General features: G+C 41.7%; 17 protein-coding genes. 7 read left to right on the forward strand and 10 right to left on the reverse strand.

Annotated features, from left to right (window positions below):
- The first annotated feature begins 508 nt into the window (after positions 1-508).
- On the forward strand, positions 509-994 hold the full coding sequence (locus tag ACW9SV_RS04410; protein ID WP_479555523.1) for a hypothetical protein: 486 nt from the start codon (positions 509-511) through the stop codon (positions 992-994).
- Between the two features lie 747 nt (positions 995-1,741).
- On the opposite strand, the gene ACW9SV_RS04415 is transcribed toward ACW9SV_RS04410, so the two are convergent.
- The 3 genes from ACW9SV_RS04415 to ACW9SV_RS04425 form a co-directional block, all read right to left on the reverse strand.
- A complete protein-coding gene (locus tag ACW9SV_RS04415) occupies positions 1,742-2,473 on the reverse strand; it encodes a hypothetical protein (protein WP_479555524.1) in 732 nt (243 codons plus the stop codon).
- A gap of 232 nt (positions 2,474-2,705) precedes the next feature.
- Positions 2,706-3,839: a S1C family serine protease gene (locus ACW9SV_RS04420; RefSeq protein WP_479555525.1), complete on the reverse strand. Its 1,134-nt coding sequence runs from the start codon at positions 3,837-3,839 to the stop codon at positions 2,706-2,708.
- Positions 3,840-3,926: 87 nt separating this feature from the next.
- A complete protein-coding gene (locus ACW9SV_RS04425; RefSeq protein WP_479555526.1) occupies positions 3,927-5,162 on the reverse strand; it encodes a Shedu anti-phage system protein SduA domain-containing protein in 1,236 nt (411 codons plus the stop codon).
- A 1,265-nt stretch (positions 5,163-6,427) separates the two neighbouring features.
- On the opposite strand from ACW9SV_RS04425, the gene ACW9SV_RS04430 reads away from it, so the two are divergent.
- From ACW9SV_RS04430 to ACW9SV_RS04445, 4 genes are all read left to right on the forward strand, one after another.
- The gene (locus tag ACW9SV_RS04430; RefSeq protein WP_479555527.1) at positions 6,428-6,976 is read left to right on the forward strand and encodes a hypothetical protein; all 549 of its coding nucleotides are present in this window, start codon (positions 6,428-6,430) and stop codon (positions 6,974-6,976) included.
- Positions 6,973-7,818 (forward strand): agmatine deiminase family protein, encoded by an 846-nt coding sequence (locus tag ACW9SV_RS04435; RefSeq protein WP_479555528.1) that lies wholly within the window; start codon positions 6,973-6,975, stop codon positions 7,816-7,818. The genes ACW9SV_RS04430 and ACW9SV_RS04435 overlap by 4 nt, the downstream gene beginning before the upstream one ends.
- Before the next feature lie 854 nt (positions 7,819-8,672).
- Positions 8,673-11,957 carry a RecQ family ATP-dependent DNA helicase gene (locus tag ACW9SV_RS04440; protein ID WP_479555529.1) on the forward strand — a complete coding sequence of 1,095 codons (3,285 nt, stop codon included), beginning with the start codon at positions 8,673-8,675 and terminating at the stop codon, positions 11,955-11,957.
- Positions 11,905-12,435, forward strand: a complete 531-nt coding sequence (locus ACW9SV_RS04445) for a hypothetical protein (protein ID WP_479555530.1) — start codon at positions 11,905-11,907, stop codon at positions 12,433-12,435. Before ACW9SV_RS04440 ends, ACW9SV_RS04445 begins: the two co-directional genes overlap by 53 nt.
- Positions 12,436-13,366: 931 nt before the next feature.
- On the opposite strand, the gene ACW9SV_RS04450 is transcribed toward ACW9SV_RS04445, so the two are convergent.
- The 5 genes from ACW9SV_RS04450 to ACW9SV_RS04470 form a co-directional block, all read right to left on the reverse strand.
- Entirely contained in the window at positions 13,367-14,308 is a 942-nt protein-coding gene (locus ACW9SV_RS04450) for a DUF6371 domain-containing protein (RefSeq protein ID WP_479555531.1), read from the reverse strand.
- A 738-nt stretch (positions 14,309-15,046) separates the two neighbouring features.
- Complete coding sequence (locus ACW9SV_RS04455; protein WP_479555532.1) at positions 15,047-16,399, reverse strand: YfjI family protein; 1,353 nt, start codon at positions 16,397-16,399, stop codon at positions 15,047-15,049.
- Complete coding sequence (locus ACW9SV_RS04460) at positions 16,392-16,733, reverse strand: helix-turn-helix domain-containing protein (RefSeq protein WP_479555533.1); 342 nt, start codon at positions 16,731-16,733, stop codon at positions 16,392-16,394. The genes ACW9SV_RS04455 and ACW9SV_RS04460 overlap by 8 nt, the downstream gene beginning before the upstream one ends.
- A gap of 67 nt (positions 16,734-16,800) precedes the next feature.
- The gene (locus ACW9SV_RS04465) at positions 16,801-17,772 is read right to left on the reverse strand and encodes a hypothetical protein (protein ID WP_479555534.1); all 972 of its coding nucleotides are present in this window, start codon (positions 17,770-17,772) and stop codon (positions 16,801-16,803) included.
- Positions 17,773-17,795: 23 nt separating this feature from the next.
- The gene (locus tag ACW9SV_RS04470) at positions 17,796-18,044 is read right to left on the reverse strand and encodes a tyrosine-type recombinase/integrase (protein ID WP_479555535.1); all 249 of its coding nucleotides are present in this window, start codon (positions 18,042-18,044) and stop codon (positions 17,796-17,798) included.
- A 274-nt stretch (positions 18,045-18,318) separates the two neighbouring features.
- On the opposite strand from ACW9SV_RS04470, the gene ACW9SV_RS04475 reads away from it, so the two are divergent.
- Positions 18,319-19,467 carry an HNH endonuclease gene (locus ACW9SV_RS04475; RefSeq protein ID WP_479555536.1) on the forward strand — a complete coding sequence of 383 codons (1,149 nt, stop codon included), beginning with the start codon at positions 18,319-18,321 and terminating at the stop codon, positions 19,465-19,467.
- A 420-nt stretch (positions 19,468-19,887) separates the two neighbouring features.
- Here the strand turns inward: ACW9SV_RS04475 and ACW9SV_RS04480 are convergent, their stop codons facing one another.
- Both ACW9SV_RS04480 and ACW9SV_RS04485 read right to left on the reverse strand, forming a co-directional pair.
- Positions 19,888-20,631 (reverse strand): hypothetical protein, encoded by a 744-nt coding sequence (locus tag ACW9SV_RS04480; RefSeq protein WP_479555537.1) that lies wholly within the window; start codon positions 20,629-20,631, stop codon positions 19,888-19,890.
- A 273-nt stretch (positions 20,632-20,904) separates the two neighbouring features.
- Positions 20,905-22,134: a phage integrase SAM-like domain-containing protein gene (locus tag ACW9SV_RS04485; RefSeq protein WP_479555538.1), complete on the reverse strand. Its 1,230-nt coding sequence runs from the start codon at positions 22,132-22,134 to the stop codon at positions 20,905-20,907.
- Between the two features lie 484 nt (positions 22,135-22,618).
- On the opposite strand from ACW9SV_RS04485, the gene ACW9SV_RS04490 reads away from it, so the two are divergent.
- Positions 22,619-25,042 carry a TonB-dependent receptor gene (locus ACW9SV_RS04490; RefSeq protein WP_479555539.1) on the forward strand — a complete coding sequence of 808 codons (2,424 nt, stop codon included), beginning with the start codon at positions 22,619-22,621 and terminating at the stop codon, positions 25,040-25,042.
- Positions 25,043-25,060 lie beyond the last annotated feature (18 nt).

Raw genomic sequence — 25,060 nt, forward strand, 5'->3', positions numbered from 1 at the left:
CGACAAATACTTAGAGACGTATGCAAAATGGGGTTCCTTTTCTTATAGGGAACTTTTTCATGGAAGGCTTAACTGTTTTTGCTAAAAAAATTGCACCATGACGATAACAGACCTACCCAGTCTGACCTAAAGTGTTTCAATCCAGTAAACGCACCCCCACCCCTCAAATACAAGCTACTGATTAATACATCCCTAACAACCTTTAACAAACGATTAGCTGGAATTAAGATAATCTACTCTAAATTCAAGCATTGCTGGGGCAGAAGAGCAACAAAACCATCGAAATCTAAATCCCTTGACAGTCATTGATAGAGTATTGTGGGCTTGCTTGACAATTATTAGAAACCCCCTATATTGAGAGTTGAATACAGAGGAGCATTCCGTGCATTTAAATAGGTGAGCATATAGTTTACCATGGCCGCTAGGAAGTGTCTTTCACAACTTCAAATAATCGGATGCCCTCCTTCTACAAAATAGCCATGAGAATTTTTATAAATTTCAACTTAATATGATTCCTAAAAGCATATGGCCTTTTCTATTGATGATGGCACTATCTAGTTGCCATATAAATCAGTGCGAATACGCTGAATACGAATATTTCAAAGAAGGCGACAATGATCCATTCGAAGGGTTTCAATTAATATTACATTCCGTCACAGATAAAAGATTAGAAGTTGTTGGAAGTAACTTTAACACTAAAGAGTTCTGGATGTTTAAAACAGGAGACTACGTTAGATTCAACGACACAATAATTATTAAAATAGACGAAGGCTTTTTTAAAAAAGCTGATAGTGTCGATTATTTTTACAGTCAAGAACTATCAGAATATCAACTAGGTTTCTTACTCATAGGAAAGATTAAAACTATAGAAATTAACAACGATTCAACAAAACATACAGCGAAGTTAACTCCTGCTCAAACTAGAAAATTTAACAAAGCATTAAACTGTTTATACATTAATGACAGAAAGCAATTTGACAAACTCCAAGATTAAAACTTCTCACAACCCTTACTATTTACAATTTCAATTTTGCACAGATCGCAATTCTATATATTATTTATACTTACATAATCAGAGGCTTACCCAGAAGTGTCAAAATAATGCAGCCCGGAGAAAACAGCTCCACCCGGTCTGACCCAAAGCGTTCCAATCGGGCCCATACAACCCGCTCCACAAAAACAAGGCCCTAATACATATTCCTCTCTTTTGGTTTTAAGATTGCTTGCCCCTGTTTTTAACATAAGAGCCATTAATGAGTAGCCAAAAAAATGGACGCCCAATCCATCCACCCGCTGCTTAAGAGGTCCCTTGCCTCAGCCACGAGGAAGGATTCCATTTTAACTGATAGGTGTGTGGGCCTCCCAGAAAAGCCAGCAATCAGAAACCATTTCTTGAGGGAAAAAGACCCGATTTATGCATAGATAAGATATACTTCAAAAGGCAATACGTGGGGTATCTACCAATATTACCGGTTATGAAGCGTACCGGGCAAGACTAGGGAAAGCTACCAGGAAGCTATCAACTTCCTGAACCTGTCCCCTATCGTTTCAATGGAGCACAACTACGTGACTGACTCCTCCAAGCTAATCGGCACCTGACACCAGTGTGTGGTCGGGAGTCTAATAGTAAAAAGGACTATGAAGAGGCTTATAGAAGGCCCATTAACCATCCAAGGTTAAATCCCCTTTATATTTTCTATTTGCTAATAGCTTGTCGTTAGATGTTGGTGTATTTCGTTTTTTATCTATCATAGTATCTTTCTACAATACTTTTTGCAGTATATTTATTATTCATTATTGCTAGCACTTTGTTCATTATAGATTTTCTACCATCTATATCAAACTCTTCAAATAACTCTTCTATTACATCGCATACCTCAGAAACTATATGCTGTTTCCAGTCTTCTGTCAGCAACCCATCTGATTTTTTATCAAATTCTAAACAGATATCGCATGAGTACATGATAGCTTCTTTTTCAATATCTGAAATATAAAGTTGCTTAGTAAAATCATTTGACGCTTTTGTCAAATTTGCAATTAAATCTTGTTTAAAATATACAGTGTAATTTGGTTTTCCTATTGAAAACGGTCGCTTCACAAGTTGATCATAGTCACTATTTATTTTCTCTTGCCTTTCATCCATACCCCTTGTTTGAATATTTGGCTGCTTTTGTTGCATTTCGGTCTTTGAGATAAATCGAAGTCCGTTTGCCGACAACGGCACGTAGTATTTGTTCTGAATTTTTAATATATATACATCAAAGCCCCATAGGGTATTATGTAAAACTCCTTCAATTTCTCCCACTAAACCATTTGAAGGATAAAAATTAGACTTTGCCCATTCGTTTCTACCCGCAAAATCTTTCACAGACTCTAATTTGCCCCAATTCAATAAATCAACGACAGGCGGTACATTGATAGTAGACAAACACTCCCCTTTATCAATGATTTCAGCATATTTTTTTTCTTCCATTTATTTTTTAAGTTATCTTCTGTGGATTTTGGTTTCTCAGTGAGATTCAAGCAAAATATAGCATTGCTTCAAAATTTATTTCCTAAACTTATTTTTCATTTTCGACGACATTGGATATCTGTGACATCGAGCAATTTGCCATATTTAACTTGAACCTAACGGTCTAGTGCATGAGGCGTGCGAGGCCGTCTGACGTAGCATACCTTATGCACAATGTCACATGCATTTATTTTTAATATACTTTTACTAAGCAGATAAAGCTTTTGACTGCTTTTGCTTTATCTTTTAAAGGCATATCCTTAACAAGATTTTTCCCATCTAATGAAAGTGACTTTGTCAGTACATTTAAATATTCTGTCTTAACAGCATAATTTACATTTTGGGGTATGTTCCCTTTATATTTTGCCATAAACAAAGAGTTCAAAGTACTTGTAGTTAGCCCAACTATATTTCCTTTACTGTTAAACAATGGCCCACCACTATTACCTGGTTGTATTTGTACAGATATTTGCATACAAGTATTATCATTATCTATTCCTGTAAGCGAATTTATTATACCTGTCGTTAGTTTTGATTCAGTTCCCATTATATCGGGCTGGGGATAACCTATTGTATATACTTCATCACCGACCTCATAATCAGCTGAAAGTTCATAAGGTAAATACCTTAGCTTTTTAAAGGAAGGGTCATCAATTTTAAGAATTGCTAAGTCATTGGTTTTATCAGTATGTAATACTTTTGCTTTATAGGTTACATTAACTCCATCAATTGGAAAAACAAGTTCTAGTTCTGTTGCTTCATCAATTACGTGAAAGTTGGTTGCTACATAGCCGTCTGTATTTAATAAAAACCCGGTCCCAGAACCTGTCATTACTTTCTTACCTTCTGCGTCCTTGGATTTAGGCTTGTCCGCTTTTGAATTTGTTCCATCTAATAATACCCCATAGAAGTTGAAGTTACCTTGGTCTGCTGCATTACCTTCTATAATATCAATTTTTTTAATATTAGGGTCAATAGCTGCAAAAACCAAAGTAAAATCTACAACTTCATCATAAGAACGTAAAGCTCTTTTTGCCGGTGAGAATGGAATATTCTTTGCATTAATTATTTCTGCAAGCCGCTTACCATACTGGTCTGCAATATAATAAGCACGTTTGTCTCCTGGTTTATATGTCCTAATCCATCCAGCGCCTAGAGAGTTAACATATCTTATATTTACAACGGTATATTCATTTGATAACTCTATACTTTTGATTAATAGAGATTGAACATGGGAATTTGTCTCAACATAAGGCAATTCAATTACTCTTTGAGCCTTAGTTAATAAAGGCAAAAGAACGAACATCAATAATAAAAATGGTCTCATTGTTTTTATATATTTTTTTTGTAATTACATAAAGGCTTGGCTAAAAAGCATTTTAATGCTTTTTAAGTTTTGTTGGGAGTAGTTGTTCTACATATAAAATTGAGCTATAACACCGTCGACCAAATCATCGAAGGTTAAAATTTCTATATCTCTATAATCAGCAACAATATTCCTCCATTCTTCTGTACTGAAGTCGTATCTTCTTCCCATTACTAAAATTCTTTTTGGATGATGCACTTTAAATCCATACTTCTCCTCAAACCATTTTCTATTATTTGGGTCTTCAAAATACTGTTTATATACTCTTGTTTGAGAAATATATGAATTAATTTCTGCTGAAAAAGTCTCTCTGTTATTTCTCCCAGTTACAGAATTAGACTTCAAAGAAGGAAGCTTAAACTCTACAATGTTAGCATAACCATTGGGTTGGACTGCAAAAAAATCGGGTTGTATTGGTTCTTTTTGTTCACTTTGCCATTCACAGTTTAATTGAGAATATATTTCCTTGGACAGGAAAGCCATTGTTAAAATAAATTTATTTTCTTCTTTCGATAAGAAAGATGTGAGTTTGGGTTCAGATGTTTCATCCGTGCCAGCTAATTCAATAAATCTATTTATTTGAGGGAGTTTTGAATATTTAAAATCATCTTTATCAGGAAGTGGATAAACATACTGAACATCATGCATTGCAAGTTGTCGGAAGATATCTGTATCTATAGTAACACTATCATGTTCAGAATTGGTGTCGTCATATTCCCAAGGTATAAAATCAATCCACTTTATATGTCTAGTTTTAAGGCCATTGTCATCTGCATCAAAGAATAACGCATTAATAAACCTAGCAAATTCTCCTTCCATAATTTTGAATTTACCAGCGTTCATAGCCATGATTGAGCTTTGCGCTGCAAAATTCCATTTTAATTCAATCAATTTATCATGCCCTTTGTTTGTTGGCAAGATTAAGTCTTCAGCAATAGAGGAAAACGGAAACTCAAAAGGGATAGTACTATCGTTCTCAAAACCAATAATCTGTTCTAAAAAATTACCATCTTTTTGGGTGTAATCCCTGACTATCAATTCAGGATTATTTGAATCAGGAATTTCAACTAGTCGTTCTGGACCTATATACTCAATTGCCAAATGAGTTTTTCCAAAGTAGAAAATTAGCTTTTCTGGACTTAGTAAAAATGCAGTAAATGATTTATTTAATTCTTTATTTTTATTAACAAACCTATACATCGGCCCCCAATAGACTTCGGCCATAATTTTTCCTATAGAAATTGCAAGGTCTTTCAAATTCATTGGTTGATTGTCTTCTTTCATTTTTATTTTATAATTTCTATTACTCCCAACGGACCCGTGCAAACAACGTGCAAGACCGTCGGCCTAGGCATGGTGTATACACAATATTAACGGTTGTATTTTTAACTTTTCAAGAGGCAAAGTTTTTCCTGAGTCAAAATCAATTATCCTAGGAATATAATTGCGATTATTGTGGTTCTTCAGTTTTAATTTCCAAACAAACTTAAGAGTAGCTGCTTCTGTAATGAATTTTGTTTGGCCTGGCTCGCACTTCTCTCCAATGTCCATGAAAATCGTATCAGACTTTTGAGATATCAACCCGTCAAGTGGGCAAGAGATAGGATGAATTTTGATAAAAGGTATTTCTATTGAATCCGATTCTATTTTACGTACATGAAGCTGGTATACTTTTTCTCTATTATCGATACCTAGGTTCTTTACTTCTTTATAAGCATCATAATAATAGAACTTTGTTGGTGTTCTTTCCTGAGCACACCTGAAGGCCGTACAAATGATGAGTAATGATATTATAATTCTTAGTATATAATCCACCCTAATAATTTTCAATATATCCGCTAACTACTGTATAACCGGAGGACATCCGGTTATTGGCACACTATATGGAGTCAAAACATCGGTTTATCTGGTTACCGTTGGACGAGTAAACTGAACTGCACTACCGAATATACTATATTTATCTTATTTAATATTTACTTTGGTTTTGAATATCGCTTCAAATTAACTTCAGCTCTAATTATTTAGTTAGTTGCTTGTTTAAGCAGGTTCTCTCCATTCCCCCTTAGTTTCGCTTCAGTTCAAGTAAATACTAGCATTGAAGTGCCTTTCAAAGTGAAAACTTTAATTGCTAAGGAGCTTACAAGAGAGAAAGCCCCTCACATTTCCCGAGGATGGAACTTTCAATAATTTTCTGATGCACTTGCACTTCTTGCACTTTTTGCACTAGTACCTCACTCCGATGAAGTCAGACTTAAATCATTTTCATTTGAAGGCTGCCTCCACTAAAAACCCACTGGGAAAGAGCTTGGAATACTTTAAGCATACCCATTCCGTAAGGAATGCCCGCATGGCTATAGTTTAAAATTGTTTTGGAGAAAAGCAACTTTATAGACTCTAAACTTGACAGCTGATCAATATCAGAAAGATGACAAAGAGATGCCGGCATACTGCTGGAAAACCGGAACGTCGTATATTGGGACCGAAGACTACCCACGGCAGCATGCCTAATCACCGGCACATCTTGATACAGCGGCGCATTTGAAACTACTATGAATTTTCACATTGATAACCGGGATGTGGAGGGATCATTCGACCTGATCGCCTCCCAACTTATTAGGGAAAAAGCACTGAGGGTAAACGGGGAGGTGTTCCGGCTTACGAAGATCGAGTTCTACTACTATCACAAGGATTTCCATCCGGACAAGTACACCCATGACCATAAAAGAGAAGCTGGAGAGTGGAGACTCCATAACCAAGGAATAGACATCACCCTTGCCCACGGAGATGCGTTTGACGGTGGCATTCTGCTCAGGGGCATCACCTCTGCGGATTCCAGCTACACCAATGGGCCCCTTAAGGTGCTCACAAAATTGTTCGAAGCCATGAGGAAGGCGACCGAACCCGCTACCCTTGTGCTAGAGGACGTGGAACCTAGGGAGTGCCCGATCACGAAAACCTTCCGGGTTCTCAACAGCAACAAAGTACAATATCCGGAGTTCCACGCCAAGCATTACCGTTATCTGAATGATCGGGAGCAACTGGACATTCCCACCTTTGATAAAATAAAAATTCAAACCAGCCATTCCCTCCTGCTATGATCACCGACAGGGATACGAACAAGGTTTACTTCTCCGACCTGCTACTGTCTAGGGAGGGGTACGCGCCGGCTTTCGAGCGGATCAAAGCCCTCATTGACAAGCATCGAGTCAGCTACGGTTTCCTTTTGGACACGAAGGACATTTGGTGCAGAGACTACATGCCAGTACAGGTGGCCAAGAACAAGTTTATCCAGTTCCGGTATGAGCCTTCCTACCTTGCGGAGGAGCTGCACCTTCAATCCGACCCTCAAGCGGTTCTTAGGTCCGTTAAGGGCATAGCCCCCTCCTATTCCAGCCTCAACCTTGATGGGGGGAATGTCATCAGGTGGACTGACAAAGCCATCCTGACGGAGAGAGTGTTCGGGGAGAACCCCCACCTCACAAAAGACCAGGTTATCCAGGAGCTCGAGTCAGTGCTCGGGGTGGAAGTTATCTTTATTCCTTCTATCACCGAGGACATGACCGGCCATGCCGATGGCCACTTGAGATTCATAGACAGGAACACGGTGTTGGTGAATGAGCTGAATGGGGAACTCGGCTACTGGCGGAAAGGATTTCTGAGGATGGCCAAGCAGGCAGGACTAGGCTTTGTGGAGATGCCTTGGTTCGAGCACAGGGACAAAGCTAATCGCGATTCCGCCGTGGGGTGCTATGTCAACTATCTTGAGATCGAAAACTTGATCCTTTTCCCAATCTTCGGGACACCCGAAAACAAAGATGAAGAGGCCTTGAGAGTTATCAAGGAGGTATTCCCAACAAGAATAGTCGAGCCGGTGAATATCAACGAAATTGCTAAGGACGGCGGATTGCTCAACTGCGTGAGCTGGACAATAAAAATATAACTAGAGGCAACATAGTGAAAAGGTATCCTTGACTGACCCTTTGCCTTTATTTACGCAAAGGCTTTATTCGCTTACATCAAAAATTAGAAACCAGTTCGGCTACCTTGATAAACTCCCTCTCTTTCTGCTCTATGCCGCCACACACTAAAATATAAACCGGTCTTTCGAGATGGTTAAGGAAAACAAGGCATACCAAGAAATGTACTTGGTCACCTTTATGTGAAATTCGCTGACAAACAGTACCTTTGCGGGGCTGCACTTTCTACACTATTTCAGGTATATTACCAGCTGAACTAGCGCTTCAATTATGTAAGATATCCAAGGAAATCACAAGCTGAAAGAAGGCAACCCTTTATAGCTCGTTTAGAAGAACTTTCTTTGGGTGAACTAACCAAAATCGTAATTAATTTTTACTTAGAGGCTTTGTCTTGTTCTTATAAGTAAAACCAAAACAGGTAAAACTCATTATTTAATTATCAATGTTATCAATAAAATTTTCAACACCTTAACACAAATCAGCTTTTTAAATAAGGCAGCCGATTACTTTATACACCCAAAGTAAGGTATTCAGACAAGCTATATAATTGCCCCATTTAACCATTTAAATTAGCATGACTAGTTTAAATGGCGGACTTTTATAAAGATAAGATTAGCATAAATCAAAGAAGGCATAACTAAACTTACTTTCCTTCTAACCTATACATAAATTATCAATGAAGAAGTTTACGGCAAACTATGCCTTCACTAATCATAACTTTGTAATCCAAAATTTAATTGGCAAACGCATTACAAACAATTATTTACCAGCCATTTGCATTCTCAAAAACCTATTACAAAGAGGCAAACCCACTATCATGAGCCAATACCTTCAAGGTATCTCTAGTGCATATGAGGGTTTACATAAAAATGAAAATTTTAAAAATCCCTTTGTTTTAATCAACAGCAAAAACTTAAAATGGGCTGATACAATAAAAGGAAGTACAGAAAGAAACTATTACCCTGCTAGAACATTTCTTAACAATAGAATTGAAGAAGACCTTCCTGACTACAGTTTCATCAAACAGTTAATAGTTCCAGAAATAACTATTAACGAGATAACCCAGGGCAATGATCCTAACTTTGAGTATCAACATGTTGATTTCTTCTTACCCCAGGCACAACTAGTAATCGAAATTGATGGTCAACAGCACAAGTTGGAAAGCGGGAGAGTTGTTGACAGAATAAGAGACGAGCACTTAGCTCTCTTCAATATTTTGACTGTAAGAATCGACACAAAAGACCTTGATCAAAGGAATGAAAACTATTACGAGAAAATAAATCTGATAAAGGAGCGGTTAGAAACATATAGAAGATTTTTAAATCTCTATAAAGTTAACCATGGATTAGAAAACGTCCTAAAAGACTACGAGACAGTTACATCCAAGCTGCTACCCACGGCTATTATCCGTTTCCAGATACTGCTTCTAGAGTTACTAGAGTATGGCTACCTGTCCCTTGACGACAAGCAATGGTCATTTGAGATTCTGAACAATGATATAACTGGCTATGAACAACATGCACTTGAGGATGTTTTTGAATGGTTATTTTATCTCTTAAAGCTCCAAAAGATCAGCTTCTCGGAGCCCGCTTATACTGTTTCTCATGTTGGCAGATTCTCACCTCAGAATAACATCAAAGTTGACTTCAGTTTGTTCCAGCGTTGGACTGACGAAAACAAGTCACAGCCTAACGTGCTATTTGTAAGAACCGATTACTTAGATTTGTATTACAATAGGTCAACTGAAAAACTAGAACCTATCAACTATTTCAGGCTTTCAACCACAACTCCTATAAAGTATAAGCTTAGCTTTAATGAGGAGACGGATGATCACGAAAACCTGGAGTTCTTCCTGAAGAATATTTTTGAATATGATCATTTTAATGCGGGTCAGGTCCCAATCATTCAAAATGCACTAGAAGGTAAAGATACAATTGGCTTGCTTCCAACTGGCGGGGGGAAGTCCTTGACTTATCAGTTAGCATGTTTGCTCCAACCGTGTGTTAGCTTCGTCGTGTGTCCTATCAAATCACTGATGTATGATCAGAAGAAGGACTTGGACACAGCCTTCATTCATCATACAGATACAATCACCAGTGATGTATTAGGCGAATCCAGAAAACAGATATTAGACAACTTCGGCAATGGCAAATACTTTTTTGTATTTATTTCTCCGGAAAGATTTCAGACAAAAGACTTTAGAGCACGCCTAGCCTCCATAAATCAATCACTACATTTCTCTTATGCTGTGATTGATGAAGTGCACTGTATGTCAGAGTGGGGACATGATTTCCGAACAGCGTACCTCAACCTAGCCAGCACCATAAAAACGTATTGTGCAGACATCAAATTTTTAGGGCTTACTGCCACCGCATCTATCAATGTTCTAAAGGACATTCAAATCGAATTTAACATTGAAAAAGAAAACGTCAAGACCTTAGTAGATTATACTCGACCAGAGCTGGAGTTCAAGGTTATCAAAGATCAGGGAAACAAATACAGAGAGATAATCAATCTGCTAAATGAGCACAACGATTTTGAAGAGGATATTTTTAATGTTGATGAAGACAATACTAATTGCGGTCTAATATTTACCCCGAATGTCAATGGCCAAAATGGATGTTTTGAATTAGCCAATAAACTTTGTAGGGATTTAAATACAACAGTAAGGTATTACTCTGGCGATAAGCCTAAAAAGTACAATGACCCTCTGGAATTTGATAAGTTCAAGATAAAGGTTCAGGAAGAATACAAATCGAACAAATTTCCTTTGCTTACGGCTACAAAAGCTTTTGGAATGGGGATCAACAAACGTAATGTTCGTTACACTGTTCACTATGGGATACCCTCCTCTATGGAATCTCTATACCAGGAAGCAGGCCGGGCTGGCCGGGATAAAAGAGATGCTAAATGCTATGTACTATTGTCAGAAGAAACTGTAGACTTAAGCATTGTTTTCAACCCTGAATCATCTTATGAAGAAATAAAGGAATTATCAGATAAAGTTGGGTGGGATGGCCAAGATGTCTTTAGGCAAGTATTCCTTTACCAAAATGGATTAGAGCCTATAAACGACGAATTAAGCCTGTTAAATAGTCTACACGAAGAATATTCATCCCCTGGGGCTACCCAATTAGTCTTAGCAAAAGCATTAGGTTCAACCAAGGCTAAAGTTGAAAAAGCGATATACAGACTGTCAAATTTAGGGATCGTAGAAGATTGGACTGTCGACGACTTTTTCGATGGGGCTTTTACAGTCTATTATCATACTTATACAGATGATAAAATATACTCTTCCCTTCTAAACTTTATCAGGAAGTATGTAGACGATTTTAGATTTGATGATCATCCTGAACGGATAAAATACTCAAATATTTTTAAGGATGAACTTTTAACCACGTTTGAAAAGTACTCAAAAATTCTACTACAATGGTCTTATGATAAATTTGGTGCAAACAGAAGAGCATCACTCGAACACGTTTACGAGAATTGCTTGAAGTACAACGACACCCCTAATGGTAAAGAAGAGTTTAAGAAGTCACTCGAGGCATATTTCAAGTTCACCCAAGCGACTTACGTGCTTCAACATATCGCTGAAAATAATAATAAAGATTTTAAAAGATGGTTCGAAGTATTTTACACTCAAAGCAAAACCATCATAAATGCCAATGAGTTGAGAGACTTGGAAGGAAACTTGCAACGTTTCTTAGAGAGCTATCAGACCAATACTGGATTAAACCTACTGGAAGGATTAACACTGCTTTTGCAGAGTAAAAGCCTATCTCAATTGCAGGAAAATAGATTCGACAAAGCTTTGAATACTATTAGCGGGTATCCTGATGACGAATATGACTTCATCATAGATCAGATTCTGGAAATGACAAAGAAATACTTTAGTAGTCAATCGAAAGGCATCCTAGCCAAATACCTCTACAAGTATTGCAAGACAGAAGAGGAAAGGATAGAGATTGCCAAACAGGTAGGTGATATTGAAACAGTCTTAGAACACTATAATAAAAGATTAAAAACCATAGTTACAAACACGGAAAATGGATTTAGAAAAGTTGGAGAACACAATGTTGGAGTTGGAGCAGAACTCTAAGAAATTAAAGTCTTTTATTGATGTTTACAATGAGATAAGCAAAATTAAAAGTGAAATATCTAAAAGCGCTAATTTACTTAATAGCAACACGAACGAATCAAAGCTCGTTAATAAAAGATTAATCTCACACATTGATTCATCCACTGAGCAATTATCAAAGATTGATAAATTTCTAGAGCAAAAAATCCGAGAGCTATACAAAGACAACAAAAACTACCAAAAAGAATTGGATAGTTTGTTGATCTCAAAACTTAACTCACACAAAACTGATATTGAGGTCACCATTATAAATCAGAGCAAACAAAGCCAAAGAGATTTTGAAACTATCATTTACTCTAATTTCAATAAGCTTGAAGAAAAAATAAAGTACAATTACGAAACTCAAAACAACCTCCTTCGCAGTCTAAAAACGTTAGCTTATATTGCTATAGGATTAAGTGCTGCTGCTAGTATTGGGATATTATATATACTTAAATAATTAGGTTCCAAACCTTCACTCTAACAGCTTAATATTCCAACCATCAAATACTTTGCATTACAATTTGGCTCCTGTTTGCACCAAGCTACTCTTTATAGAATACTTTCAATAAAGATACCTTCTTCCAGACAAAGGCACCTTAGCGTTATCTGAATTTGATTCGACTTCATGTACTTTATGCCTTTACTACATTTAAAATATATCTCGAGGGCCTTTTGATGAGATTGCGAGGATTGAATAAATCAAAAAAAGGTTGCTTACATATTAGAAATGTAAGCCCACAAAAGTATTTCGGGCTCACTTTTCTTGCATAATCTGCACTTTCAAACAATGACGCACGAAATCTATCTTCTCGAACAATAACCCAATGTGTTTCTTCCTAAAAAACTCTTAGCTAGAGAACAAATGTTATCATCTCAGAAATCCCAGCATTCATAGACCATGAAAGGGTAAAGCACAGGAAGTACAACAAATGCAATGGAGCCTTCCATTTAAGGGAGACAAAAAATAGTTTAAGTGAGGCTTGAACACGGAAGCTATGGCTTGGGGACCATTCAGGCACCCAAGTCATAGTCTATCTGTGCAGAAGTAAAAACCCTAGAGGTAGCCTTTTGCCCTAGCCTCCTCCACCCTGTCCACCAAGAAGCACAGCACCCGCTCACTATCTACTAGTTCAAGGCACTCCGGGCCGCTGAAATCAGGGTTCCCGCTTTTCCTCCGCTAGCCACAAGGCAGCAGGCTGTTAAGGACTACGTTCCATGCCTCTTCGGCCAAATCTAGGCACTACTACGTAAAGGCGAACAGCACATCAATCCTCGCCTTCTCCTTTCTCATCTTTTTTTACAGGATGGTTAGAGTTTTATTCATTGTTTAGACCATTAATCAAGTTTTATATTCATGATTAATCGTTTAATGGTTTGATAATCGTTATTCAAAAAGGGCGCGTTCCCAAGCGCCTACCTTGGATGAGGTAGTCGGCGATATCCCAGCCCTGCTCCCTCTCCGCCCTAGTGGCGAGGTCCTCCAAAACCCGGGAAACCCCGACCTTCTGCCCTAGTCCCTCCCCTATCTGCCTGGCCTTTTCCTCCCAAGCCCAGAAGGCGTCTGCGTCGGGAAGCAGGGTCACTTTCCGTTCTTTTAACGGCAGGCACTTCTCGGGGCTGAGCTGTGAGATTCCGCCACAGGCAAGCCAGATGTACTCTGGGAAGAAGGCGTTGGCAATGACGGCGGACTTCTCGCTCTCCACAATCACCACCGGTTTGCCGGGCTCATTTCTGAGCAGGTGCTCCCCGAAGAGGCACTGCCCGAGCCGGAAGTGCGGGTTGGCAGAGAAGCAGTGGGCCCAGTGTATCCTAGCCTGGGGTTCCTTCACCCGCCTGCCGGTCACGGGATCGTAGAGCATGATCTTACCCGTACGCACCCTCTCCTGCCGATCCACCTGCCAGAAGACCGTCGCCCCCTCCCAATACCCTGTGGTGCCGATCAGGTACCGTTCCGCCAGTTCCCTTGCCCTAGCCGTTCCCAGCAGCCCGGCTAGGAAGAGGAGAAAGTTGTTCTTCTGGAAGGCCCGTATGCTGGCCTTGGGCCAATGGTTCGGGAGATAGGAAATGGGCTTGGGCATGGCAGGTCTCGGCTTCGGCACCGTGTATTCTTTCGGCTCCAGCCGTATGCCCCTTACCTCGAGATAATCCCGGGGTTTTAGGTGGTAGCCGCACTTGCTCTCCCGGTCGCAACGGCCCACGGAGGGACCCATATATTCTCCAGTTTGAGTATCAACGTAGCGGGTAAAGCGTTTCTTTCCTTGGCATTCGGGACAGTCGAAGCGGCTTCCCGCTCCGCTGTACCTCTCCAGGGTGAATCGGAAGGTGTTCATGGTTTTTGGTTTGGCTGCACTCCTGCCACTCCTGGCACGATGCTCTCTTTAAAAGGACAAAGTGCAGGAAGTGCCACAAGTGCAAAGACATGGATAAAAGTTTAAGGGTATTGGGTAAATTAATGCGAACTGGAAAGGCAAGGCTTAGCTCCCGTTCGGAAGCCCGAGACTTGGGTCAGGTTCTTGAATGACCTGGCTTTAGAGGTTCCCGTTTCCTGCGCCCCTTCAACTTACCGGTAAGGGTTTGCAGCTCTTCGTACTCAACCAATCCATCGATGGCCTCCATCTCCTCGAACTCGGGGTCATTCCAGTCTTTTAGCTGCCCACGGTCCTTGAGGTAGTCCGTAATGGAGGGTAGTTCGGCTTACACCACCTTTATGCACATATTGGTTACGAACCTCAGGTTCTTGATCCGTCCTGCCTCTTCTTTCTTTTTCGGTCTGTTTGGTTGGGACTGTCCTCTTGCCTCAATCCTTTGTTCTTATTTACCATGTATGGTTCATTTTAAATGTGAATTGAACATCTAAAGCTATTTTCTTGGGTAAGGCTAAGACACGGCGGGGCCCTGCCCATGCCCGGAGGGGCTGACCGCCACCCCGAGTCATATCTGCTTAGTTTCATTCCTTCTTTGGCTGTTTGCACTTGTTGCACTTCCGGCACCAAGGTCATGGCCATGGCTCCGCCAAGGGCACCTTCCGTGCCGTCGGTACAACTTTGCGTTGTCAGGGTGGGATTGCCCTAGAGGAGTTTCTTGTACTGTCCCCGGCTGGGATTCGAGAACAGGGACCTGTCCTTGAGGAAATAGAAGAGGCTACGGCGGGGCAGGCCGTGACCGTCGGCGAGCGTCTCGGCCTGCCTGGTGGAGAACCCCTCAGGCAGGGCTTCATAGAACAGACGCCTGTCACCAGCGAGCCTTCCGAGCGGGTCATAGTTGGTGACCGTGTCATAGACCCAGGTCCCGGTGAGGCGGAAGTACTCCACCAGCATGATGGCCCCTTGCACGGCCTCCTCGTGGACGTAGTTCAGGTCTCCCTCAGCAGTGGCCCAGAGGCCCGCCTGCAGGATTAGGCTGAGGCGGGTGCAGTAGCTCTCCAGCTTTACGTAAATACCTTGGAGGGATTCAGTCGGGGCGGCGTTGACCAAGCCGGTGTTGTAGGCCTGCCACTCGGTGAGGAGCTGTCGGGCCTCCGGCGTGAACTGGACCACCTGGGGTCGGACCCTCCCCTCCCCGTCCTCCTCAAAAGGGATTTGGAATAGGTTGTCGATGTACCTGGCCCAATCTTGGGCTACCGATAGGCTGATCTCCTTATCGGACCAGCACTCCTTCTCAAGGCCCTCAGGGCGGGCGAACAGAATCCGGTCTAGGAAGCCGTTCTGGTTGCGGTTCCCCTTAGCCATTTCCCTTAACACACCGTCCTGGATGGTGCCGATCACCGAGATGAAAGGATTCGGTAAGAAGAGCGGCTCGCCGGACTTTCGGTCTTGGATGAGAGGCTTCCCGCTCCAGATCGTCAACCAAGTCTCCTGCTCGCTCCCTTGGCTGTAGCGGTTGAAGTTGTTGAACCAGCCCATCAGCTCGTCCATGTAGAGGATCAGGCCTTGGGGGTTGTGGAGGTGAATCTCAAGCACGGCCTCAGGCGTGGCGTCCTGGATCACGCTCTTGCTCAGCACAGGTTTCTCTGGCGTCGGGGCGCCATCCTTTGCTTTCTTCGCAAGGGCCATCTGCTCATCGTATTCCTTTTTCTGCTGCCGGTACTCCCTAAAGCGTTCCTGATCTTGCCTGAAGAGGGGGGCAAGCATGAAGGCGGGAGGGTGGCTCTTTATCGTGCCGGGCCTACCCACCAAGGCCATGAAGAGCGGGCATCCCTCGGTCCACCCCCGCTTCACCTCCACCTGGAGGGCATTGCCTACCGCAACCGAGATGGCGGCCAGCATGGAGGAACCCGTGAAGTCCACCGGGAACAGCAGGCACTCTTTGGTGGCGTGGATGATGCGCTGCAGCGGAACCGGGAAGGCACTCACCGGGAACTCGGCGATGCCTTTGGAGGCGTAGGCGGTCAGATACTCTTGGAGGTTGAAGGGCTTATGCACGGCGCACCCCCTTCCTGGCATCAGTCTGAATCTCAGACACGGTTCTCTGGCGGCCCTCTCTAAGCCACTCCACTAGTTCCTCCTTGAAGAAGAAGAGTTGCTTGCCCCTTTTACAGAACGGAATCTCCCGGCGGCTGGTGAGGGCATAGAGGGTGTTCTTAGGGATGCCCAGGAACACAGAGGTTTCTTGGATGCTGAGAGGTCTTTCAGGCCCTTGGCAGTCGCTTTGGGCGTTTAACTTTTTATACAGCTCCAGCACTATCCCTTCAAGGGTGCTGAGCTTCTCGGCGAGGGCGGCGAATGGATTTACCATCGCCTCATTTATATTTCTCATATAAAGCCAAACCCTAAAACCGCCGCGGGAAGTCAACTATAGTGACTATACGATTTGGCTATAGTCACTATAAAGTTTTCGGGACTTTTTTCGCAGCTATGGCCTTTTTCAGAAAGCTCTCCGCAAGTCTTTGAGCTTCTTCATGTTCCGCAAGAAGTGACACAACCTTCTCCAGATGTGGGATGTTCCTAGGAGCAATTCGCTTTTGCTTATCACACATGCGATCGTACTGCTTATGAAAGTTCTGCCCATTAACCCCGAACACCCTCCCCAATCTATGTAAATTCTTCACCTTACCGCCGGGCATTTTCATGAAATCACCAATAATTCCGACATTTTCCAAACAAAAACAGTATAGCGCCTTTACTGCTGCTGGCAGTTCAGGACAATTAAGGATAGGCGCGTAAATGGCGGCCTCCTCTTCTGTCAGCTTCTCCTCAGAATTTTCCACGTTTTCAGCTTTGATCGGCTCCAGAAACTCACTGTCTTTGTCGAGACACAGTGCTTCATTCTCTGGGGTGGGTTCTAAGGGACTCTGGCTTGGCTCAAAGGCTACCTCCACGCCGAGGTTCAGGCGCTGATTGAGGTACCTGATGCACTTTGTCACCTCGATCCGGGAATCATAGTTCTCGTCACTGTCTTTTTGGTTATCTATGGCAAGAGCTTCCTCCCCCAATGCATTAAGCCTTCCTAGGGATTTGCGCAGTTCATCCTCAAGGAAGTACTTGATTCGCTCAGGCTTCCCGGTATAATGCCCTAGCCGCTCCTCGATGTAGGACCTAAAGTGCCCAAAGTCATACTGGTCATAGATGATGAACCTCCTTTCCTCCATCATGAAGATGTCGGTTGCTTTGATGTTGTCAAAGGGGTTGGGCTCTAGGCCTAGCCCAACAGCGTTCCTTTTCTTGAAACCAGTGAACTCCGCCTGGTCTTTCTCTCCAAGGGTACTCACGTAGCTCTCTATCTGGCTTCTCTCATCATCGTATATGGCGAACCTTTCACAAAGCTCTTCTATCGGTAGCTGGCTATAATCTTCCATTCAGGGGTAAGTGTTTCCCGAAATTAGAAGTCTGTAAGATGCGAAGCAATCTTACACTTCACACCATCCTCAAATCTATCCAAATAGCTCTGCGTGGTCTTCTCGGAGAAGTGCCCCAATGCCTCGGAGATTGCCTCCGTGGATACCCCTGTCCTCTTCAGTACTGTAGAGAAGGAGTGGCGTACCGAATATTTAGTGACGTTCATTTCGTTACCCAGCTTCGCCGCTATGTCCTTCATATACTTATTGATGCTTTTAATGGCTTGGAGCATTACAGCTATCTCCCCATCTGGTTTAAGCCTCTTTTACAAGATTAGGAAAACATGAAAATTAGGCCAAGCAAGCATTCAATCCCAGCTCTCAATCAATATTGCAGGTTAAGTTAGGCCATCCTGTTGTAAGTCATCGGAAGGCGGCAGTAGTAAGTACCCTTTTTTAAAAGACCGTTTATGTAAGTGAACATTTTTGAAATATCATAATATATATATTTATTATACCACCAGTATTGTGCCACCAACCTTCTCATAGCTCACCATTAAAACTGATATGAATACCTGCCTGTATTGTAATAAGGAAAAAAATGATAAGGACTTTTCAAAAGAGCATGTAATTCCAAAGTCCGCGGGTGGAGCTATTGAGCCCAAAAATCCATTTGCCCTATATGATGTGTGCCGTGGATGCAATAACCTTTTAGGTCGTGTTGTTGATGGGCCATTTATTAAGAATTATTTTTTAAAGGCTTTGAAAGGGTATAAAACAAATAAGTTTATAAGGTTTAAAAGTGACACTGCTATACCCTTTGAAGCTATAGGGATATTAAGAGATATAGCAATAGGTGATAAGGAGTGTGATTTTTTGATTGGGCCTAATCATAGCACTATATACCACTTTCATGAGCCATATCCAGCTCAGGAGATGCCTCCATTAGGTCCAAGGCAAAAGGATATAGTATTTATTTTTATCAGGACTAATAATCCTATATGGGAGGCTGTTGTTGTTAATTCTCTAAAGTTAGCTTTTAAAAACTCTCATTTTTATTTAGGGAATAGAACCCCTCCAAAGGGTAGTATATTTGAAAGGGTTCCCAAATCCTTATATAAGGTACATAAAGAGTTAGTAGAGATACAAAACAAAAGACACCGTTACTCAATTAAGATCTCACCGGAGTATTATTTTCCAGACCGATTTTATGCTAAGATTGCACTAGGAATAGGCTCTATTATACTCGGTTCTCAATACAAGGCGAGCAATTCTGCTGATAACTTAAGAAACTATATGTGGACACGGGATTTCTATGAGAGAAGAAAAACTCCCATAGTAAAGAGCCACGTTTATAATATTGGTGGAGCAGAGAACCATTTTCAGCTATGGCTCGAAAGGAAAGAGCGTTACAAATGGGAGGGTGGTCATGTAATAATTGTACAGCCAGAAGGTGACAGGCTCTTTCTCTATCTTAATTTTTATGAAGAAAGTAGTGGTACAGTGTTGTTGTGTGATGAAAACAAATATTGGGAAGGTATATTAACAGAAGGGATATGCTATGTTATTGTGCCCGGATTACAGGCAGCTGTTGGACCTATCTTGTTGCAGGATTTCCTAGAACATAAACACGGAGGTCCTCGAAAAAATGAGGAGTTAAGTGAGCTGGAGGCTTTGATGGACAAGTACAGTAAACTTCCTCCTTTTAAATTGTAATAAGAAGGCTCTTATATACTTTTGTCTTTATTGTTTTTGGGCTCGTGTCACTCTTTATGGGGTGTCTCTAATGAGACTCTAATAAAATGAGGTGTTTTTACTGGCTTTCTCTGTGTGTAGGGGTGGGTTTATACCTCGATTAGACTAGAATTTTGAATTATGAAAATTAATGCCACAATTAGGCTATAATTAACCAAACCTCTTTTTCTTATTAGTGGCTTATTAAACCTTTTTCCGCTCCCTATGCTTAGCGCTCTTACTGTAACCACTGTCAGTTCTGCCATATTGATACAGTTTCCACCAGCTCCTTTTTTTGGCTCCTCCACTTCCGGTCCTGGCGCAAAGGGGAGCTTGATACGTCCATTTTAAATCCTTTAGTATACTCCTCATGGCTTCCCTTATAGTAACCTTGAGGAGTTATCATAGCTTTACAAGAGTTGTCGTTTCAACTAGACCTTTATTTTTGTCATACACCTCAATAAAGCTTGCATTCTCGTTGAAAGTTATGCACCCACCTGTATTAGTGTTCTTGTACTGGAGTTTATTAGCAGCCTTTTTATCTAGAGGATATTTGTCAATATGATACTTTTTGCGAGACAGCTTATTGCGATAAAGACTAACCATTAAAAGGTTATTATCTACTTGGTAATAAACGGTTTTACGTTCTAGCACATCGTCAATGTAGCCCCCTAGATATATCTTACTCGGGATACTATCAAATGTTAATGCCTTCAAACTGTCGGCACCTGCTTTAGATAAGCCAATTCTTTTAAACTTTACTGCTTTGCCTTTAGAATCAGTATCTGTCTTACATTCTGGGCATCTTGGAAGATAGGACACAGAAGCCCACGCGGCAGGACTACTTTCTGAATCTTTTATTCGGAAAAAGCAAATAAACTTACCCCAAGCATCTCGCTCTGTCTTTTCTCTAAGCGCAATAGCAATAACTGAATCTTTCTCCATCCTTTCATTTAGGAGGATATCTAGTTTAGTATAGCCACCTGTTTTTTCCACTTTATTTACTTTATAAGGAATAGAGGCAGCATTTATAGAGTCTGAGCTGCACCCTAAAAACAGAGTTAATATTAAAATATTGAATAATTGAAAAGTAATATTTTTTAGCATGTAATGGTATTTAAATAACATAAAACTTACAATAATCATAATGATAAATTTTTGAATTTAAAAATGCCACCGCCTTTTCTTTTTTACTGGTTCTGACAGCTTCTGTTCCGCTATTCAATCTGCCATCACTGGCCTTTGTCTAGCTCAGGAGATTCTCTACCAAACCTTTACTGCCTTTATCCTACATAACTTTCTTAGTGTGAGTCTCTGGCAGGTAGCCCATCAAGGCATTATGTATATAAATATCATATAAGGGAAAGCTCTAAACATAGAGATTATGCTGGATAAGCGTGGCAGTCCTTCTGGTATAAATTATTTCTTTTTTGAGAAAGCTGTGAGAGCAGAAACATAATCCCGTTTTGCGTCATCTTCAAAGCTATCTAGGTAGCTTCTAGTAGTACGAATGTCGGTATGCCCCAGAGACTCACTTATAAATTCTATAGGGGCACCAGAGCGCTTTAATACGGTAGAGTAAGAGTGGCGTGCAGTATAAGTGGTAACCTCTTTCTCTATGCTCAGAGAGGAGGCTATGCGCTTCATGTAAGTATTGATAGACTTTGTGGCTTGCTTGATTTTGGCCAACTCCTTTTCTGGTGTAAGTCCTTCAGAAAGTATTGGAAAAACATAGCCGTTTGGCATAATTGGCTTTGTACCCCACCTTTTAATAATCTGCTCAGCGTCTGGCAATAGTGGTACAATTATAGTCTTAGTATTTTGGCGAGTAGTCTTTGCGGTCTTTGCTCGCACAAAGGTAATGGTAGCGGAGTCTATGTTCTTGTATTTGAGCAGTGCTATGTCTTTTACATTTATACCACTACACAAGTAGGAAAACAGCCATAAATCCCTAGCCCTCTCCTCAGTAGCGCTTAAGGGAGCATAAGTAAAAATTTTCTCAATATCTGCTAGAGTAAGTGCCTTTTTCACATTACGTCCAGCTGGTATCTGGTACTTTCTTTTACCAAAAGGATATTGCTCCTTCTCTACATCTCCAGTTTCTATTGCCTCATTAAACAATGCCCTTAGATAGCGCAGGTAAATACCCACTGTTGTAAGAGACTTGTTCTTACTGAGCATCCACTGCTCATAGCTTTTAAGATAATCAGGAGTTACGTTTACAAAAGGCAGTGTAGTTTTCCCACTGAAAGCCTTTAAGGAGCTTAGGGCAGACGTATAGCTTTCCGCTGTAGTTATGCTAGCCTCCTTTTTTAATTTATCTATATGCTGGGTGAAAGCTATATATACATCCCCTTTAGGAGAGGCATCTGCAAACTTATTCTCAAACAGTTCAAAGGTAAATACAGCCATATCCTTTATAACTGCTCTAGCCCTCCGCTCTATTTCCTGTAGCTCAATCTGGGCATTTTTATAAGCTCCTTTAGGTTTTGGGAGTATTACTTTCTGGTAATCCTCTTCTGTAAAGCTGTATGCTGTGGGGTAATACTTCTGCTTGCGGTTATGAGTTAGCCTTAGTTTGACAGGATAAGACCCATCTTTTAATGGCCTCCTAGTGTCAAGTATAATTTGGGTCAATACGTTAGCCACGCTGGTATAGAGTTTTAATTTGCATACAATTTGCATACATTTTATCAAAAAAACCAACTAATACCTATAACCAGACATAACTTCAAAAGGCCTTTATAGCCCATTTAGGCACTATTTACAACTATTCACAACCAACTATAACTACTATTAACATGACTGTTAATCATGGGGTCCTTGGTTCGAGCCCAAGAGGGGGAGCAAAAACAAAAAAGCCACTCACACGAGTGGCTTTTTTGTTTTAAGGCATTTCAAAGTCTTTTCCTCTGCCATTGACTCATGTCGGTATAAGGCTTAAAACGCCCCTTATGCTGGTATCAGAAACGTTTTAGGTTACTTATCTCCATCGTTTAGACCACTTCTTGCTCCTAGGTCCTACTTACTCTAGAATCATTCTAAATAAATTGGCTTTCTAAGATCTATGACTTAGTTTTGAGCATTATTTAGATTTAGTCTAGTTAACAAGTCTTAGGCTTGTTTAGAAAATATGAGAGCACTATTCCCATGGCCATCTGCAAAACTTGACACCTCCTTTATAAAAGGACTCCTACTCTTCTTTTTCTTACTTCTTGTCGGTCCTTTGACGGTGAAAGCACAGAATACAGGAACTGTTTCGGGGAAAGTGATGGACGGAAGTAGCAAGGCAATAGAATTCGCGAACGTCTCTATCCAAGGCACTGATGCTGTGGCGCAGACCAATGCCGACGGCTTCTTTTCCCTATCTGCTGCTGAGGGCGGCTATGACTTGATTATCTCGTTTGTGGGCTATTCTACCAAAACGAACAGAATACGCATTACGGCTGGTCGTACTACCAATTTGGGGCCCATCGTTTTATCGGGCAATCTGAACGTGGACGAGGTACTGGTCACCGGAAAAACGCAGAACACCGCCATCAAAGAAGAAGGCTTCAACGTGACGGTGCTGGATGCCAAGAAACTGTACAGCACCTCCGCCGATTTGAACCAGGCCTTGAACAGAACCACTGGGATCCGTATCCGGGAAGAAGGGGGCGTTGGTTCTAACTTCAGTTTCTCTTTGAACGGCTTTTCCGGAAAACAGGTCAAATTTTTCTTGGACGGTATTCCCATGGACAACTTCGGTTCTTCTTTAACGCTCAATAACCTGCCCGTGACCATGGCCGAACGGGTGGAAGTGTACAAGGGGGTGCTACCCAACCATCTGGGAGCCGACGCTTTGGGAGGTGCGGTGAACATCGTAACTCGGGCCGACCCAAACTTCCTGGATTTTTCTTACGGTTTTGGATCGTTTAACACGCACAAAGCCTCTGTGAACGGGGCCTTTACCAATCTTAAAAACGGCCTTACCTTCCGGGCCAACGCGTTCTACAACTACTCAGACAACAACTACAAGGTGGAGGTGCGCCCTATCAATCTCTCCACCGGACAAAGGGAAGAAGCCCGGGAAGTAGAGCGTTTCCATGACGCTTACAAATCCGGGACACTCCAATTGGAGACTGGCGTTACCGGAAAAAAGTATGCTGATCTTTTCTTAGTAGGATTGATTGCCTCGGGCAATGACAAAGAAATCCAGACGGGCGTGACCATGGAACAGGTATTTGGTGCCAGAACCACCCGCTCCTCTTCTGTAATCCCGACGGTGAAGTACCGCAAAGCAAACCTCTTTGTCCAAGGACTAGACCTCAGTTTGTACAGCGCCTATAACATGACGCAGAACCGGTTTGTGGATACCACCCGCCTGCAATACAACTGGAACCAGGAAACAAAAGAAACCAGCACGGCAGAATTTAACCGGACGCAGTTAAAGAACCGCGACCATGAAGGTTTGGTAACCGCTAACCTCAACTACGCGATTTTTCCTGACCACTCTCTTTCCTTTAACTATGTTTTGTCTGATTTCGGCAGGAAATCAAGCGACGTGGAAGATCCGCAAAACGTGACGTTCCAGTACCCCCAAACCTTGAACAAACAGGTAATGGGTCTTGCCTGGCAAGTAAACAAAAAACGGTTTAATGCTACGGCCTTCTCTAAGCTTTATCTGTTAGATGCTAGCTCTTTTGAACAGGTGTCAGATGGTACGGGTGAGCCTACCTATCAGCCCATCCAGACTAAAACCGATAACATTGGTTACGGAACCGCTATCGCTGGTTTCATTTTACCCCGGCTTCAGCTGAAAGCCTCCTATGAGCATACCTACCGGCTGCCTGAGGCAATTGAGTTATTGGGAGACGGCCTGTTTGTACGGAGGAACTCTGCTCTAAAGCCTGAGAACAGCGACAACGTGAACGCAGGGGCAATGTATTCCTTTAAACCCCACAAAGACCATCAATTCGCTCTGGAGGCAAACTATATCTACCGCAATTCAGATGACTACATCCGGCTGGACCAAAGGCAAGCCCAGCCAATTGACCGGCAGTACATCAATATGGGGAATGTGGTGACCCACGGTGTAGAAGGCGATGTCAGATACTCTTGGAAAAACAGGCTGCAAATGGGATTAAACCTCACCTACCAAAACATTGTGGACAAAGAGGAATTCCTGACCAGCACGAACCTCACAGGCACTACCGTCTACAAGAACTTTGGCTACAATTATCGCATCCCTAACATGCCGTATCTGTTCGGTAACGCAGAGGTAGGGTACTCCTTCAATGATTTAGGCACAAAAGACAACGTGCTTACCCTTAATTACAACCTTAACTACGTGGAGGAATACTACTTCACGCCGCAGCACCTGGGATCAAACAACAACGATGTCATCCCACGCCAAGTAGCCCACAATGCCATGATCAATTACACGCTGCACAGTGGGAAATACGGCATCTCCCTAGAGTGCCGGAACCTGACCGACAGCAACCTTTTTGACAACTATCTGCTTCAGAAACCAGGTCGTTCCTTCTTCTTAAGAGCCAGATACTTTATCAGTAAATAATATCACCAACCAATACCT

This window comes from Rufibacter sp. JT20002 (genome assembly GCF_056491185.1).

Bases quoted from the DNA above. Each gene is read 5' to 3' on its own strand.
- ACW9SV_RS04410 (WP_479555523.1), top strand. From the start codon at position 509: ATGATTCCTAAAAGCATATGGCCTTTTCTATTGATGATGGCACTATCT.
- ACW9SV_RS04415 (WP_479555524.1), bottom strand. From the start codon at position 2,473: ATGGAAGAAAAAAAATATGCTGAAATCATTGATAAAGGGGAGTGTTTG.
- ACW9SV_RS04420 (WP_479555525.1), bottom strand. From the start codon at position 3,839: ATGAGACCATTTTTATTATTGATGTTCGTTCTTTTGCCTTTATTAACT.
- ACW9SV_RS04425 (WP_479555526.1), bottom strand. From the start codon at position 5,162: ATGAAAGAAGACAATCAACCAATGAATTTGAAAGACCTTGCAATTTCT.
- ACW9SV_RS04430 (WP_479555527.1), top strand. From the start codon at position 6,428: ATGAATTTTCACATTGATAACCGGGATGTGGAGGGATCATTCGACCTG.
- ACW9SV_RS04435 (WP_479555528.1), top strand. From the start codon at position 6,973: ATGATCACCGACAGGGATACGAACAAGGTTTACTTCTCCGACCTGCTA.
- ACW9SV_RS04440 (WP_479555529.1), top strand. From the start codon at position 8,673: ATGAGCCAATACCTTCAAGGTATCTCTAGTGCATATGAGGGTTTACAT.
- ACW9SV_RS04445 (WP_479555530.1), top strand. From the start codon at position 11,905: ATGGATTTAGAAAAGTTGGAGAACACAATGTTGGAGTTGGAGCAGAAC.
- ACW9SV_RS04450 (WP_479555531.1), bottom strand. From the start codon at position 14,308: ATGAACACCTTCCGATTCACCCTGGAGAGGTACAGCGGAGCGGGAAGC.
- ACW9SV_RS04460 (WP_479555533.1), bottom strand. From the start codon at position 16,733: ATGAGAAATATAAATGAGGCGATGGTAAATCCATTCGCCGCCCTCGCC.
- ACW9SV_RS04465 (WP_479555534.1), bottom strand. From the start codon at position 17,772: ATGGAAGATTATAGCCAGCTACCGATAGAAGAGCTTTGTGAAAGGTTC.
- ACW9SV_RS04470 (WP_479555535.1), bottom strand. From the start codon at position 18,044: ATGCTCCAAGCCATTAAAAGCATCAATAAGTATATGAAGGACATAGCG.
- ACW9SV_RS04475 (WP_479555536.1), top strand. From the start codon at position 18,319: ATGAATACCTGCCTGTATTGTAATAAGGAAAAAAATGATAAGGACTTT.
- ACW9SV_RS04480 (WP_479555537.1), bottom strand. From the start codon at position 20,631: ATGATTATTGTAAGTTTTATGTTATTTAAATACCATTACATGCTAAAA.
- ACW9SV_RS04490 (WP_479555539.1), top strand. From the start codon at position 22,619: ATGAGAGCACTATTCCCATGGCCATCTGCAAAACTTGACACCTCCTTT.